Source organism: Sphingobacterium sp. HMA12, from assembly GCF_002933815.1.
In the GTDB taxonomy this organism is placed as follows: Bacteria; Bacteroidota; Bacteroidia; order Sphingobacteriales; family Sphingobacteriaceae; genus Sphingobacterium.
Genome location: NZ_BEYR01000002.1, coordinates 496,822 through 512,287 on the forward strand (window position 1 = coordinate 496,822; position 15,466 = coordinate 512,287).

Consider the following 15,466-nt stretch of genomic DNA (forward strand, 5'->3'; position numbering starts at 1 on the left):
TTTTAAACAGTTTTGATTGCTTTCATTGCCGTCATTGCCTTACGCAATTTACGTCCAACGATTTCCACAGGATGGTCACGCAAAATTTCATTGATGACAACCAACTGTGCATTATCAACAGCAGCATCTTTACCTTCGTTGAAGTTTTTACCTACTAAATCGGTATCAACAGTTTTCATGAAATCAGCCAACAAAGGCTTGCAAGCCTGATCAAATAAGTAACAACCGTATTCCGCTGTATCAGAAATAACACGGTTCATTTCGAACAATTTCTTACGAGCGATTGTGTTGGCGATTAATGGTGTTTCGTGCAATGATTCGTAGTATGCTGATTCGGGTTTGATACCTGCTTCAACCATTGTTTCGAAAGCCAATTCAACGCCTGCGCGAATGAAAGCAACCATTAGGGTATAGTTATCGAAGTACTCTTGCTCGTTGATTTTAACATCGCCAGCAGGTGTTTTCTCAAATGCCGTCTCACCTGTTTCAGCTCTCCATTTCAATAAGTTGGCATCACCATTTGCCCAATCTTCCATCATGGTATTGCTAAAGTGACCGGACATGATATCGTCTTGGTGTTTTTGGAACAATGGACGCATGATATCTTTTAACTCTTCGGAGATCTCAAAAGCTTTCACTTTTGCAGGGTTGCTCAAACGATCCATCATACCACTTACACCACCATGTTTCAAAGCTTCAGTAATTACCTCAACACCATATTGTACCAATTTGGATGCGTATCCAGCTTCAATTCCTTTTTCGATCATTTTGTCGAAAGATAAAATAGAACCTGTTTGCAATAAACCACAAAGGATTGTTTGCTCACCCATTAAATCTGATTTTACCTCGGCTACAAATGAAGATTTCAATACACCGGCTTTGTGGCCACCTGTTCCTACACAGTATGCTTTTGCTTCAGCCCAACCTTTTCCTTGTGGATCATTCTCTGGGTGAACAGCGATCAAAGTAGGGACACCGAAACCACGAAGGTATTCTGCACGAACTTCAGAGCCCGGACATTTTGGAGCAACCATGATGACGGTAATATCTTTACGGATTTGCATACCTTCTTCAACGATGTTGAAACCGTGTGAATAAGATAATGTTGCGCCTTCTTTCATCAACGGCATGACCGCGTTGATCACTGAGGTATGTTGTTTATCAGGAGTCAAGTTAATGACCAAATCTGCTGTTGGGATTAATTCTTCGTAAGTTCCTACGTTAAAATTGTTGTCCGTAGCATTTTTCCAAGAATCTCTTTTTTGTTCAATAGCTTCTTTACGTAAAGCATAAGAAACGTCCAGTCCGCTATCTCTTAAGTTTAAACCTTGGTTCAAGCCTTGTGCACCGCATCCTACGATTACGATTTTTTTACCTTTTAAAGCATTTACTCCATCCGTAAATTCGGTGTTGTCCATGAATTCAGCGTGACTTAATTGTTCTAACTGCTCTCTAAGCGGTAAGGTGTTGAAATAATTTGCCATTGTTTTACTTTCTTTCTGTTATTGGTTGTTGATTATTTATTTTTTTTATTGTACTAATTTACGTTGCGCCAAAGCATAACCATAATGAACATTATCATGTCCTGAAGTCAAAGCGATAACTTCTTCGACCGTATCCATTGGATAGCCATAAGTTGCTGTTGAAAACGAGGTAATCGCTCCAAAAACGCCATTTTCATAGTCTTTGGCAATCTGTTCGATGCTTTGGATAGCGATTGCCTTTAGTTCATCAATTTCAGCCTGTTCGACAAAACGTGTGGGTTTGGTATCTTTTCTATAATCTTCATTGTATTTAACCCAAGCGGTATCCGCTTTGATACCGGTACGGACATAGACTAAAGTCTGTGTACTCACCACGATATGTCCAAAATTCCAGATAATATTGTTGTTAAATCCAGTCGGGATTTTGTTCAGTTGTTCTATGGAAAGACTATCCAGCAATTCAACGAATTTTTGGCGTGCCTGTAAGATAAATTTAAATGTTTCTTGCATCTGATTACATAGTAAATACGTCATCCCGTTTGTCGAGATATTCATTTTCAACGATTTCTATCGACGGTTCCTTTGCTTCAAACTGAACCAATTTGGAGTGGAAACCAGCGCTATCTTTAATGATGGCAATACGGGCGCCACGTACAAATTCGATTAAACCATATTTTGTCAATTCCTCCGTCAGCTTATCAATTTCTTCACGGTGACCTGCAGTTTCGAACACGATATAATCGTTACGGATCACAACCACATTGGCTCCATATTGACGAAGTAAACGCTCAACATATACTTTTTCATTGACAACGTCTGCAGGTACTTTATATAAGGCCTGTTCTTGCCAGATCACTTCGTCATTGGTATTGTAATAGGCTTTAAGAATGTCAATCTGTTTTTCCAACTGACGACAAAGCTTACGCAACACATCTTCCGCCTCTGTAATGACAATGGTGAAACGATGTATACCTTCTACCTCAGAAGGCGATGTGTTCAAACTTTCGATATTGATTTTTCTTCTTGAAAAAATCGTTGAGATCCTTCCGATAAGGCCGATAGAATTCTCTGTATATAGGGTAATGGTATATTCTTGTTTTTCCATTTTGACTTTTTACTTTAATCGAATCTCCGATACGGATGTTCCTTGTGCAACCATCGGGAATACATTGTTTTCCTTTCCTACCATGACTTCCAATAGATAAGCTCCATCGTGCTCAAGCATGGTCTGAAGGGCAGTGCGGAGATCTTTCCGTTCCGAAATTTTCTGTCCATCGATATAATAACCTTTGGCAACTGCAACAAAGTCAGGACTGGTAATATTCACGAATGAATAGCGTTTGTCATGGAACAGTTGCTGCCATTGACGTACCATACCCAAGAACTCGTTGTTCAAGATCATGATTTTCACCTTCGCGCCAAATTGCATGATAGTTCCCAGTTCCTGAATGGTCATTTGGATACCACCGTCACCGATGATGGCTACGACAGTTTTCTCAGGAGCACCATACCAAGCGCCGATAGCTGCAGGAAGGCCAAAGCCCATGGTTCCCAATCCGCCAGATGTTACGTTTGATTTGCTCTTGTTAAATTTTGCATAGCGACATGTGACCATCTGATGTTGACCAACGTCTGTGGTTATGATTGCGTCCCCACCGGTTAATTCATTCAACACATTGATCACCTCGCCCATGGTCATGATATCCGTTTTTGGATGCAATTCATCTGTGATGACTTCTTTGATTTCCTCTTTTTCGAGTTCACGGAACTGAGCCAACCAAGCGGAATGATCCACGGCTTGAACCAATTCAGTCAACATTGGAAGTGATTCTTTGCAGTCGCCCCATACAGGTACGGTTGTTTGTACATTTTTATCAATCTCGGCCGGGTCGATATCCAGATGGATCACTTTTGCCTGCTTGGCATATTTGTCCAATCGGCCAGTGACGCGGTCATCGAAACGCATACCGATAGCAATTAAAACATCACATTCGTTGGTCATGACATTTGGCGCATAGTTACCGTGCATCCCCAACATACCGACATGAAGTTTGTGGTCTGTAGGAAGAGCGCTCAATCCCATGACAGTAGCGGCGGAAGGAATGCCTGTTTTTTCGATAAAAGCTTTAAACTCTTCCTCTGCCTTTCCTAAGATAATCCCCTGACCAAAAAGTACAAATGGTTTTTTAGCATTATTGATCAATTCAGCAGCTTGTTCGATATACTCCTTACGAACCTGCGGAGCAGGTCTATAACTACGCACATGATTGCATTTTTCGTAACCGAAGTAATCGAATAATTGCAATTGTGCATTCTTGGTGATATCGATCAATACGGGGCCTGGACGACCGGTGCTGGCAATATAAAATGCTTTAGCGAGTGCGGCTGGAATTTCAGTAGCGTCAGTGACTTGATAGTTCCACTTGGTGACCGGTGCGGTAATATTGATGACATCCGTTTCCTGAAATGCATCGGTTCCCAATAGTGAAGCAAATACCTGGCCTGTAATACAGACGATCGGGTTACTGTCGATCATGGCATCTGCCAGTCCGGTAACCAGGTTTGTTGCTCCGGGACCACTCGTCGCGAAGACGACACCTGTACGACCGGAAGTCCTGGCATAACCTTGGGCCGCATGGATCCCTCCTTGCTCGTGGCGTACCAAGATATGTTTCAAACGATCCGTATAATCATAAAGGGCATCATAAATAGGCATGATCGCGCCACCCGGATAGCCAAATACGGTATCAACTCCTTCGCTCAATAAGGCCTCCATAACAGCTTTCGATCCCGAAATTTGTGTCGGAGTTTCCTGCTTGGTAGCAGCCTTATTTTCTGTTATTTCCAGTGTACTCATTACGTTGATTTTTTAGTTTTGTTGATTATTCAGTCTTTTTTAGTCTTTAGATATTAGATCTGGAGACATTAGATCGGAGATTCTGTTTATTTAAATCTCTGCACTAAGTGTCTCCGTTTTTTTGATTTTCTACAGATCAGTTACACAACCCTCTGAGGCGTCAGCCACGGTCTTAGCATATTTATATAACACGCCTTTACTGACTTTCAAAGCCGGTTGTACCCATGCTGAACGACGTTGTGCAATTTCCTCATCGGAAAGGTTCACATTGATCGTATTGTTGACGGCATCAATCTCGATGATATCGTCATCATGCACTAAGCCAATTAACCCGCCTTTGTAAGATTCAGGTGTAATGTGGCCGACGACGAAACCATGGGTTCCACCGGAAAAACGGCCATCTGTAATGAGTGCTACAGATTTACCTAAGCCGGCACCGATGATTAATGAGGTCGGTTTGAGCATTTCTGGCATACCTGGAGCACCTACTGGGCCTTCATTTTTAATAACCACAACATCTCCCGGTTTAATTCTGCCTGAGGCAATACCAGCGACTAGGTCATGTTCGCCATCGAATACACGTGCGGGACCAGTAAATTTCTCGCCTTCTTTACCTGAGATCTTGGCTACAGAACCTTTTTCTGCCAGATTTCCATAAAGGATCTGTAAATGTCCTGTTGCTTTGATTGGGTTGCTCAATGGTTTGATAATAGGCTGATCATATTCCATAATGGATTTGACATCAGCTAAGTTCTCAGCAACAGTTTTTCCAGTTACGGTAATACAATCACCATGTAATAAACCTTCGTCCAAAAGGTATTTCATTACGGCGGGAGTTCCGCCATATTGTTGAAGATCCTGCATCAAGTATTTACCCGAAGGTTTAAAGTCTGCCAATACAGGTGTTTCATCACTCATGCGCTGGAAGTCATCTTGTGAGATGTCAACGCCTACAGCCTTACCGATTGCAATAAAGTGAAGTACGGCATTGGTACTTCCGCCCAAGATCACGATGGTACGCAATGCATTTTCGAATGCTTTGCGCGTCATGATATCAGATGGTTTGATATCTTTCTCTAGCAGGGTGCGGATATGTTTACCGGCCTCCAGACATTCATTTTTCTTTTCTGCTGAGATTGCCGGGTTAGAGGAGGAATAAGGTAAGCTCATTCCCAATGCTTCAATTGCCGAAGCCATCGTGTTTGCTGTATACATGCCGCCACAAGCACCGGCGCCAGGGCAGGTATGTTTGATGATACCTTCGTAATCTTCATCAGAAAGATTGCCGCAGATGCGTTGCCCTAAGGCTTCAAAAGCAGAAACGATATTGAGTTCTTCTCCTTTGTAATGTCCAGGTGCAATTGTACCGCCATAAACCATAAGCGAGGGGCGATCCAAACGTGCCATCGCCATGATGGCACCAGGCATATTTTTATCACATCCGGGAATTGAGATTAGACCATCGTAATATTGACCGCCACAGATCGTTTCGATACTATCAGCGATTACATCACGGCTTACCAAGGAGTAACGCATACCATCTGTACCGTTGCTCATGCCGTCACTGACACCAATGGTGCCAAAGGTCAAACCCACTAAGTCATTGTTCCAAACACCTTTTTTGACGATTTGTGCCAAATCATTGAGGTGCATATTACACGTATTACCATCGTATCCCATGCTGGCAATACCGACCTGCGCCTTGTCCATATCGGCATCTGTCAGGCCGATACCGTAAAGCATTGCTTTAGCAGCAGGTTGCGTTTCGTCTTGTGTAAATGTACGGCTGTATTTGTTCATTGCATTTTCGCCGTTAGATGATGACTTCATAATTTTCGTTCTCTAATACTAAATTTTTATATCTTCTTTGGATCGACGCACCTATGCTGTGTTCCCACTCTTCTTGATAGATGACATCGTCGACTTGTTTGATTCCGATAATTTCAGCAGCTGTACCGCATAAGAATGCACTATCAGCTGTATAGATATCTTCTACCGTCAATTGCTTTTCAATGACTTCGAAATTCAGTTTTTTACAGATGTTTTTAACGGTCTGCCGTGTAATGCCGGGAAAAATGTTTTTCGCTGGCGGTGTATAAATTTTGAAATCTTTCTCAATAAAAATATTCTCGCTGGAAGCTTGGGCAACGAAGCCTTCATGATCAAGCATAAGTGCCTCGTCAAAACCCCTGTTGATGGCTTCTGTCGTCGCTAGAATAGAGTTTACATATTGGCCTGATATTTTCGAGTCCGTTTTAAAAGATTTTGGATTAGGTCTTTTGATATCAGAGATACATACACGTAACAGATTTTGACCAAGATAAGGTCCCCATTCCCAAGCGGCAATCATCAGATTAGCCTCCGTGGAAGAAGTTAGGTGCATATTCGAACCAGTGAGTACCAATGGACGGATGTAGGCCTCCCGTAAGTTGTTGATGGCCAAAAGCTCATAACATTTGTCAATTAGCTCCCTGTTACTCCATTGATAAGGGATATTTACCGCTTCGCAGGATTTCTTCAATCGGTCAAAATGCTTGTCCGCTTTAAAGATGCGCGGGCCATTGTGCGTGTTGTACGCGCGTAAACCATCGAATACAGCGTAGCCATAGTGAAGCGATTGTGCAAAGGGATTCAATGCGGCCTCGGAGGCTTTTACAAAGGCTCCATCCAAATAAATCAATGTGTTCTTGTCGTAATATTTCATAACCCAAAATTTACCTTATATAAATAATTTCCCTTTTTGGTTTTTGCTGGTAAATCATGCTATCTCAGGCCGCTGTAAAAACCTTCGATTTTCATTTCCTCAAGGTAGCAGGAATTACAATAATTGGCAATAGCTAAAGTGCTAATTTTCTATTTAGAATAATATTTTAAAATATTATGGTTTAAAAAATTTTAAACTGTATTTGTGGCTATTGTTCGGTTTTAAATTTTGTTAGTCGTATACCGTATTTAAAATTGGTCTACCTTGTGAAAAAATTATTTTTTGTTACAAAGGGCAAATTTCTTCCTAAAATGAAGAAATTGTCAAAAAAACTTTAAAAAAAAAGCTTCCGATATTTCTATCGGAAGCTTTTCAATATTTTAAAATCAATTGATTTAATCTCCGATAATTCCTTCAGCAAGCACGGTAATGACATTGTCTTTTGCTTCCACAACACCACCTTTAATGAACACTTCTTGTCCACCTTTACCTTGTTGAATAATTACTTTTCCATCTTCCAAAGTAGAAACAATTGCCGCGTGGTCTTTCAAAATTTGAAAAGAGCCCGCAGAGCCAGGGACAGTAACAGATGTTACTTCGCCTTCGTATACTAATTTGTCGGGAGTGATAATTGTTAATTTCATTATTCTTAGATATAAGATTTGAGATATGAGATTTGAGAACTTTAGGTTTTCAAATAGATATGAGATAATCGAAAGTCTATTATCTCATATCTAAGGTCTAATATCTAAATTAAACTGCTTCTGCTAATAATTTCTTACCTTTTTCGATAGCATCATCAATGTTACCTACCAAGTTGAAGGCAGCTTCTGGATATTCATCAACCTCACCATCAATGATCATGTTAAATCCTTTGATGGTATCTTTGATGTCTACCAATACACCTTTTAAACCTGTAAATTGTTCTGCTACGTGGAAAGGTTGTGATAAGAAACGTTGTACACGACGTGCGCGGTGAACGGTTAACTTATCTTCTTCGGATAACTCGTCCATACCTAAGATGGCGATGATATCTTGTAGTTCTTTATAACGTTGAAGAATTTCTTTCACACGTTGTGCAGTATCGTAATGTTCAGCACCTAAAACAGCAGGAGAAAGGATACGTGATGTAGAATCCAATGGATCCACAGCAGGATAAATACCTAACTCAGCAATTTTACGGGACAATACTGTAGTTGCATCCAAGTGAGCAAATGTTGTCGCTGGAGCAGGGTCAGTTAAGTCATCGGCAGGTACATATACTGCTTGTACTGAAGTAATAGATCCGTTTTTAGTTGAAGTGATACGCTCTTGCATCAAACCCATTTCTGTTGCTAGGGTTGGTTGGTAACCTACAGCTGAAGGCATACGGCCTAATAGTGCAGATACTTCAGAACCAGCCTGTGTAAAACGGAAGATGTTATCGATAAAGAACAGGACGTCACGACCTTGACCTTCGCCATCACCATCACGGAAATATTCCGCAACAGTCAAACCTGACAAAGCAACACGTGCACGTGCACCGGGAGGCTCATTCATCTGACCGAATACGAAAGTACATTTAGAGTCTTTCATTAATTCATGGTCAACAGTATCCAAAGGCCATTCACCTTTTTCCATGCCTTCCATAAAATGCTCACCATATTTGATGATACCTGATTCCAACATCTCACGCAATAAGTCATTACCCTCACGTGTACGTTCACCTACACCGGCAAATACGGAAAGACCACCGTGACCTTTAGCGATGTTATTGATCAATTCTTGGATTAATACAGTTTTACCTACACCGGCACCACCGAATAAACCAATTTTACCACCTTTAGCATATGGTTCTAAAAGGTCAATAACTTTGATACCAGTAAAAAGTACTTCTGATTCAGTGGAAAGATCTTCGAATTTAGGAGGAACGTTGTGGATAGGACGACCATTCTCTTTACTCACATTTTGGATCCCATCAATGGCATCACCAACTACATTGAATACACGACCTTTGATTTCTTCACCAATAGGCATTTTGATAGGAGCACCAGTATCGACAACTTCCATTCCGCGAACCAAACCTTCAGTTGCGTCCATGGCAATTGTACGTACACGATCCTGACCTAAGTGTTGTTGAACTTCCAATACAACACGTTGTCCATTTTCTTTTTGAATGTACAATGCATCGTAAATTTTAGGTAGATTTTCACTGTCGGCGAAGTTGACGTCAACAACTGGGCCGATAATCTGCGCTATTTTACCAATCTTGGGCATATTATAGGGACTAAATATTTATTAATCAATTTTATATAAGAGACATAAAAGGCCTCTTTTTTGGTCAGCAAAAATAAGGTTATTCGTTTTTAAAAACAAATAGAATTTGCAATTAAATTACATTTTTATTAATGTAGGTCAAAATGTTATCTCTTGTAATTCTGTTAGTTTCGATTCTTGTTGTTGCAAATATACTATTTCGGTGTAGTGGTGACACTATTTTTTTGAACTGCTGTTCATTTTCTGATGTGCATACGATGGGACACGGATTGTATATAAATGTGATCGACCTGAAGCGAGGTCGTCATGAGGAGTCGCTTCAGGTCGATAAGAATCTGGTATAATATCGTCTTATGAAGACCTTACTAGATCTTTTTATTTAATTCATCTTGCAATTGACGTTTCAGCAATTGTTCTTTTTCCATGGCCTTTTTACGGAATGTCGCAAATTCCTCTTGTGATTGTTCCGCTGTTTTTTGAAATTCTACGGTATCAACCTTGGCTTTTCGGTAAGAGAATAGGAAGATAAAGGTAGCGACAGCTAAGACTCCAATGATGGTCCAGACCACTGTGCTATATAAACCTTTGGATGTATTGATGCCCAAGAATGAAAAGCTATCTGTCTTTTGTTGCTCCTGTGCAAGCTGATCCTTCAATGTCTGAATAGAATCTTGCAAATTTTTGGTGTTGGATGAATAATTGCTGGATGAAGATTTTAGGGAATTGATTTCCTTGTGCAGCTTTGCAACAGTATCAACAACATTTCTTTTGACAATATCAAGGTTGGATTTGCGTACCATCTTGAAGTCATAATTGTTTTTTGATATATAATTTAAGTGATCAAATTGATTTGCCAAGCTCCCCTTTTTTAGTCCATCCGGGCTGTATTTGTAAGCGTCATTGGCCTGCTGGGTGGCGGTAACCGGCGCTGCTGCAGGAGTTTGAGCCTGTAATAAAGTGTACGATGAAATAAATAAAATCGTAAAGAATACAAATGCTAATCTCAATTTGCTCATGTTGTCTATCGTTATTATAATAAGTTTAATCAGGATATTCCAGCTACAGAGCTAGCATATGCCTGTGATAAATATAAGGAATTATTGAAAAAACGAAAATTGAAAGTGAAATATATTCCGGTTATAGTCTATTTCTTTTTATAGATATCTTTATGTTTCGAGACCCCAACTTGGCAGATAACGGAGAAATGACATGATTTTCTCTTTATAGATTGCTGTATTTAGCTTAAAATAATAAGCTCCTTTTTTGGAATTTTCTTTGTCCTTTTCCTGCAATTTGATGATTAAGCCCGATGAGAGTAGTTTTCGACTAAAGTTACGCTTGTCAAGCTCAATATTATAGACTCCTTCATATAATGCTGCGATTTGCGGAATCGTGAATTTTTCTGGTAGCAGTTCGAATAAAATAGGATAGAGCGCTGCTTTCATACGTAGGCGGTGTTGTGCCGATGATATCATTTGCTCGTGATCGAATATCAATGTAGGATGCTGTTGTAATGGAAACCATTTTGCTTCGTAATCGTCGCTTAAGATATGTTTATATTGGTGGGTGTCAATCAATGCAAAATAGCAGATACTTATCACCCGGTCATTGGGCTCGCGCTTGGGCTCGCCAAAGACACTGCATTGTTCCATATAGACATTTTCGAGACCTGTTAATTTTTTCAACACCCGACTGGCAGATTCTTCTGGACTTTCGTTGGGTTGAACAAAACCACCCATCAAACTCCATTTATTTCTTTCAGGTTCAAAATCACGCTTGATCAACAACACCTCTAAGGATTCTCCGTTAAACCCAAATATAATACAGTCTACAGCTAAAAGAATCCCTGAATCTTTTTTATAATATTCCATTGTCTATTGTTTTTTATCTCTTTTCTGACTTCCTCCCGTTCATGATCAAAACTATAAAGTGACTAGCTAAAAATAAGTACAATACTTGGTCGGTAACTGATTGAAAAATGTTTCAATACAACATGCACAGGCATTTGGGCTCGTCATGATTAACAGGATGAAGTTAATTCATTTTTTTAAATATGAAAATTTTCTTTCATATCTAAAAAAATAAATGTTTATTTGACACTAATTATTTTTGAATGCTTATCTTCGATTGAAGGCATTGAAAAAATAATGTTAGAAACAATTATAAGTTATAAACCAAATTCAGCAAAAATGAATGAATCATATGTCATCGGGATAGATTACGGAAGCGATTCTGTCCGCTCTGTATTGGTCGATGCAATTAATGGAGAAGAAATATCATCTTCAGTATTTTATTATCCACGATGGAAGAGGGGGGAATACTGCGATGCTGCATCGAGTCAGTTCAGACAACATCCCTTAGATTACATCGAAGGTTTGGAGGCAACAGTAAAGGATTGTTTACAAAAATCGGGAATAGCGGATGTTGGGCAGGCTGTAAGAGCAATTTCGGTAGATACCACCGGCTCAACTCCAATTGCTGTCAATGAGCAAGGGGTTCCTTTAGCTTTGCTGAATGAATTTAAGGATAATCCCAATGCGATGTTTGTCCTGTGGAAAGATCATACCGCCGTTAAAGAAGCCAAGGAAATCAATGACTATAATGAAACAAGTGCTGTTGATTATTTGAAATACGTTGGTGGTGTTTATTCCTCGGAATGGTTTTGGGCTAAGTTACTTCATATTTTTAGAGTTGACGAGCAAGTTCGTAAAGCGACATTTAGCTGGGTTGAGCATTGTGATTATATTCCCTTTTTATTGACAGGAGGTACGCATGCATCTGCGATTAAGCGTGGTGTATGTTCTGCTGGGCATAAGTCGCTTTGGGCAGCAGCATTTGGCGGCCTGCCTCCAAATGCTTTCTTTAGGGATATTGATCCGCTATTGGATGGTATTGTGGATCGCTTATTTTCAGAGACTTATACGGCAGATAAACCTGCGGGGAATCTTTCAGCCCAATGGGCCGAACGTTTGGGGCTTTCGACATCAGTAATAGTTGGTATCGGTGCCTTTGATTGTCACATGGGTGCTGTCGGTGGACAGATCGAACCTTATTATCTCAGTAAAGTCATGGGAACATCGACTTGTGATATGCTTGTTGCACCAAAAGAAGAGGTTCAAGATACACTTGTGAAGGGAATCTGCGGTCAGGTTGATGGTTCGATCATTCCGGGAATGATCGGTATGGAAGCTGGACAATCGGCCTTTGGCGATGCTTATGCTTGGTTAAAACAGGTCTTGCTATGGCCTGCTAAACAGGCGTTACAAGATGTTGAAGGTCTGAATGATGCTGTCCGTGAGCAAGTTGTGAATGGTTTGGAAGAGAATTTGTTGATCAGTTTAAGCAAAAAGGCGGCAGAATTGTCCGTGACGGCAACTTCGGAGTTGGCGATAGATTGGTTGAATGGGCGAAGAACACCTGACGCAGATCAATCGTTGAAAGGTGCAATTACAGGATTGCATCTAGGAACCGATGCACCACGGATATTTAGAGCTATTGTTGAAGCAACCTGTTTCGGCGCAAAAGCCATTGTGGAACGTTTTGTTGATCAGGGAATTCCTGTTAAAGGGCTGATCGGTCTTGGTGGCGTTGCCAAAAAATCCCCTTTTATTATGCAGATGATGGCTAATGTCATGAACATGCCAATTCGAATTCATAAGAGTGAACAGACTTGTGCTATTGGTGCGGCCATGTTCGCAGCGACTGCCGCGGGGTTATATGACCGTGTTGAGGATGCCATGAAAACCATGGGGCAAGGTTTCGAATGTACCTATGCACCCGAAGAAAAGTGGGTGCCAATCTATGCTGAACGTTATGAACGCTACAAGGCGCTCGGAACTTTCATGGAAGGGAAAGAATCGTTAGCCATTACTGTTTAATCGTTGAATATTTTATTATGTATAATTCAATTAAAGAAGAAGCATACCATTGCAATATGCAACTGCCCAAATTGGGCCTTGTACTTTTTACATTTGGAAATGTCAGTGTTGTGGATCGGCAGCATGAAGTTTTTGCCATTAAACCTAGTGGGGTACCTTACGAAGAGCTTTCTCCTGAGCAGATGGTCATTGTTGATTTTGACGGTAATGTGGTTGAAGGAGACCTAAGACCTTCATCGGATACAAAAACGCATGCTGTTTTATATAAACACTGGAAAGAAATTGGCGGTATTACACATACGCATTCCACTTATGCAACAGCATGGGCACAAAGTCAACGCGATATTCCGATTTTCGGAACGACACATGCCGATCATTTAACGACAGATATTCCCTGTGCTCCGCCAATGAGTGATGAGATGATCGCCGGAAACTACGAGCATGAAACGGGTTTTCAGATTATCAATCACTTTATCGAAAATAAGCTGGATTATAAGGAAGTGGAAATGATTCTAGTTGGCAACCATGCGCCTTTTGCCTGGGGTAAAAATGGAATGAAGTCTGTTTATAATAGCGCGGTGCTGGAACAAGTTGCCAAAATGGCTTTGTTAACAGAACAGATCAACCCCAATGCGCCGAGGTTAAAGTCCGCATTAATCAAAAAACATTATGAACGGAAGCATGGAACCAATGCCTACTATGGTCAATAATTAGCGGTAATAAAATAACAATAGCAAAAAACTACTATTTAAAAAATGAATATTAATTTGAAAGAACTTGAGGTCTGGTTTATCGTTGGAAGCCAAGATCTATATGGAGAAGAGACCTTACGCCAAGTTGCACTGCATGCCGAGGAGATCGCAAACTATTTAAACGCACAGAAGGTGATTCCTGTGGCAGTGAAATATAAACCGATCGTCAAAAATACAGATGAAATTTATGCAACGTTAACAGCTGCCAATAGCGAAAAAAATTGTATCGGTGTCATTACATGGATGCATACATTCTCGCCTGCTAAAATGTGGATCAGAGGACTAAAAGCTTTACAAAAACCATTATTACATCTACATACCCAATATAATCAGGATATTCCTTGGAGCAGTATTGATATGGATTTTATGAATCTCAATCAAAGCGCACATGGCGACCGTGAATTTGGACATATAGTAAGCCGATTGAAAATTGGCCGTAAAGTGGTGACAGGACATTGGCAAGACCCTGAAGTATTAGACCGTATTAATGTATGGTCACGTGCCGCAGCAGGTTGGCATGACTGGCAAGGTGCTAAATTTGCGCGGTTCGGCGACAATATGCGTTATGTAGCTGTTACGGATGGCGACAAGGTGGAAGCGGAATCTCAATTTGGTTTTTCTGTAAATACCTATGCAATTGGTGATTTGGTTCAGGTTATTAATGCGAGTACCAATGAAGAAATAGACGCATTATTGGCCGAGTACGAAGCTACGTATGAACTGGCAGAAAACGTAAAGGTCGGTGGTGAATTTCATGACAATCTGATCGAAGCTGCTAAAATTGAAATCGGATTGCGCAAATTCTTAGCGCAAGGCAATTTTAAAGGTTTTACGGATACTTTTGAGGACCTGCATGGTATGGTGCAGCTTCCGGGTTTGGCAGTACAGCGCCTAATGGCCGAAGGGTACGGTTTTGCCGGTGAGGGAGACTGGAAAACGCCCGCTTTAGTCAGGGCATGTAAAGTCATGGGAGCTGGTCTGGCAGGAACGACGGCATTTATGGAAGACTATACCTATCATTTCGATCCGCAAAATGCCATGGTCTTGGGTTCACATATGTTGGAAGTCGATCCGGCCTTGGCTACAGACAAGCCGCGAATTGAGGTACATCCATTGGGAATAGGCGGCAAAGCGGATCCGGCTCGTCTCGTATTCAATGGTCAGCGTGGTAATGCACTCAATGCTTCGCTGGTTGATATGGGGACGCGTTTTCGTTTGATCGTCAATAAGGTTGAAGGGGTTTCTGTCGAAGAAGAATTACCAAAACTTCCGGTTGCCCGGGTATTATGGAAACCGCTTCCAGATATGAAAACAGGTTGTAGTGCCTGGATCATTGCTGGCGGTGCTCACCATACCGCTTATAGCTTGAGTTTGACACCCGAATATCTTGAAGATTTTGCGCGCATAGCAGGGTTAGAATATGTGTTGATTGATGAGGAAACTACGGTTGCGAAACTCGAAGACCAATTGAAGTGGAATGAACTTTATTATTTACTGAGTAAGTAATAGCTTGTAAGCCATTTATATACCAATCT

General features: G+C 40.8%; 13 protein-coding genes. 3 read left to right on the forward strand and 10 right to left on the reverse strand.

The window, feature by feature from the left end:
• Positions 1 to 2: 2 nt before the first annotated feature.
• The 10 genes from ilvC to HMAT_RS15735 all read right to left on the reverse strand — a co-directional run bounded on the left by ilvC (position 3) and on the right by HMAT_RS15735 (position 11,172).
• A complete protein-coding gene (gene ilvC, locus HMAT_RS15690; RefSeq protein ID WP_104383785.1) occupies positions 3 to 1,484 on the reverse strand; it encodes a ketol-acid reductoisomerase in 1,482 nt (493 codons plus the stop codon).
• Between the two features lie 45 nt (positions 1,485 to 1,529).
• A complete protein-coding gene (locus tag HMAT_RS15695; protein WP_104383786.1) occupies positions 1,530 to 1,994 on the reverse strand; it encodes a DinB family protein in 465 nt (154 codons plus the stop codon).
• A 4-nt stretch (positions 1,995 to 1,998) separates the two neighbouring features.
• On the reverse strand, positions 1,999 to 2,589 hold the full coding sequence (ilvN, locus tag HMAT_RS15700) for an acetolactate synthase small subunit (protein ID WP_070570155.1): 591 nt from the start codon (positions 2,587 to 2,589) through the stop codon (positions 1,999 to 2,001).
• 9 nt (positions 2,590 to 2,598) lie between these two features.
• Positions 2,599 to 4,341 carry a biosynthetic-type acetolactate synthase large subunit gene (gene ilvB / locus HMAT_RS15705; protein ID WP_104383787.1) on the reverse strand — a complete coding sequence of 581 codons (1,743 nt, stop codon included), beginning with the start codon at positions 4,339 to 4,341 and terminating at the stop codon, positions 2,599 to 2,601.
• Positions 4,342 to 4,470: 129 nt separating this feature from the next.
• Positions 4,471 to 6,171 carry a dihydroxy-acid dehydratase gene (gene ilvD, locus HMAT_RS15710; protein WP_104383788.1) on the reverse strand — a complete coding sequence of 567 codons (1,701 nt, stop codon included), beginning with the start codon at positions 6,169 to 6,171 and terminating at the stop codon, positions 4,471 to 4,473.
• The gene (locus HMAT_RS15715) at positions 6,155 to 7,045 is read right to left on the reverse strand and encodes a branched-chain amino acid transaminase (RefSeq protein WP_104383789.1); all 891 of its coding nucleotides are present in this window, start codon (positions 7,043 to 7,045) and stop codon (positions 6,155 to 6,157) included. Before HMAT_RS15715 ends, ilvD begins: the two co-directional genes overlap by 17 nt.
• Before the next feature lie 395 nt (positions 7,046 to 7,440).
• Positions 7,441 to 7,689: an ATP synthase F1 subunit epsilon gene (gene atpC / locus HMAT_RS15720; RefSeq protein WP_028071934.1), complete on the reverse strand. Its 249-nt coding sequence runs from the start codon at positions 7,687 to 7,689 to the stop codon at positions 7,441 to 7,443.
• 109 nt (positions 7,690 to 7,798) lie between these two features.
• The gene (gene atpD, locus HMAT_RS15725; protein WP_104383790.1) at positions 7,799 to 9,301 is read right to left on the reverse strand and encodes a F0F1 ATP synthase subunit beta; all 1,503 of its coding nucleotides are present in this window, start codon (positions 9,299 to 9,301) and stop codon (positions 7,799 to 7,801) included.
• Between the two features lie 365 nt (positions 9,302 to 9,666).
• A complete protein-coding gene (locus tag HMAT_RS15730) occupies positions 9,667 to 10,317 on the reverse strand; it encodes a hypothetical protein (protein WP_104383791.1) in 651 nt (216 codons plus the stop codon).
• 150 nt (positions 10,318 to 10,467) lie between these two features.
• A complete protein-coding gene (locus tag HMAT_RS15735; protein ID WP_104383792.1) occupies positions 10,468 to 11,172 on the reverse strand; it encodes an NUDIX domain-containing protein in 705 nt (234 codons plus the stop codon).
• Between the two features lie 318 nt (positions 11,173 to 11,490).
• On the opposite strand from HMAT_RS15735, the gene HMAT_RS15740 reads away from it, so the two are divergent.
• From HMAT_RS15740 to araA, 3 genes are read left to right on the forward strand one after another with little or no spacing between them, the layout of a single operon-like run.
• A complete protein-coding gene (locus HMAT_RS15740) occupies positions 11,491 to 13,179 on the forward strand; it encodes a ribulokinase (RefSeq protein ID WP_104384031.1) in 1,689 nt (562 codons plus the stop codon).
• Positions 13,180 to 13,196: 17 nt separating this feature from the next.
• Positions 13,197 to 13,889 (forward strand): L-ribulose-5-phosphate 4-epimerase, encoded by a 693-nt coding sequence (locus HMAT_RS15745; protein WP_104383793.1) that lies wholly within the window; start codon positions 13,197 to 13,199, stop codon positions 13,887 to 13,889.
• 45 nt (positions 13,890 to 13,934) lie between these two features.
• The gene (gene araA / locus HMAT_RS15750; RefSeq protein ID WP_104383794.1) at positions 13,935 to 15,437 is read left to right on the forward strand and encodes an L-arabinose isomerase; all 1,503 of its coding nucleotides are present in this window, start codon (positions 13,935 to 13,937) and stop codon (positions 15,435 to 15,437) included.
• The last annotated feature ends 29 nt before the right edge of the window (positions 15,438 to 15,466 follow it).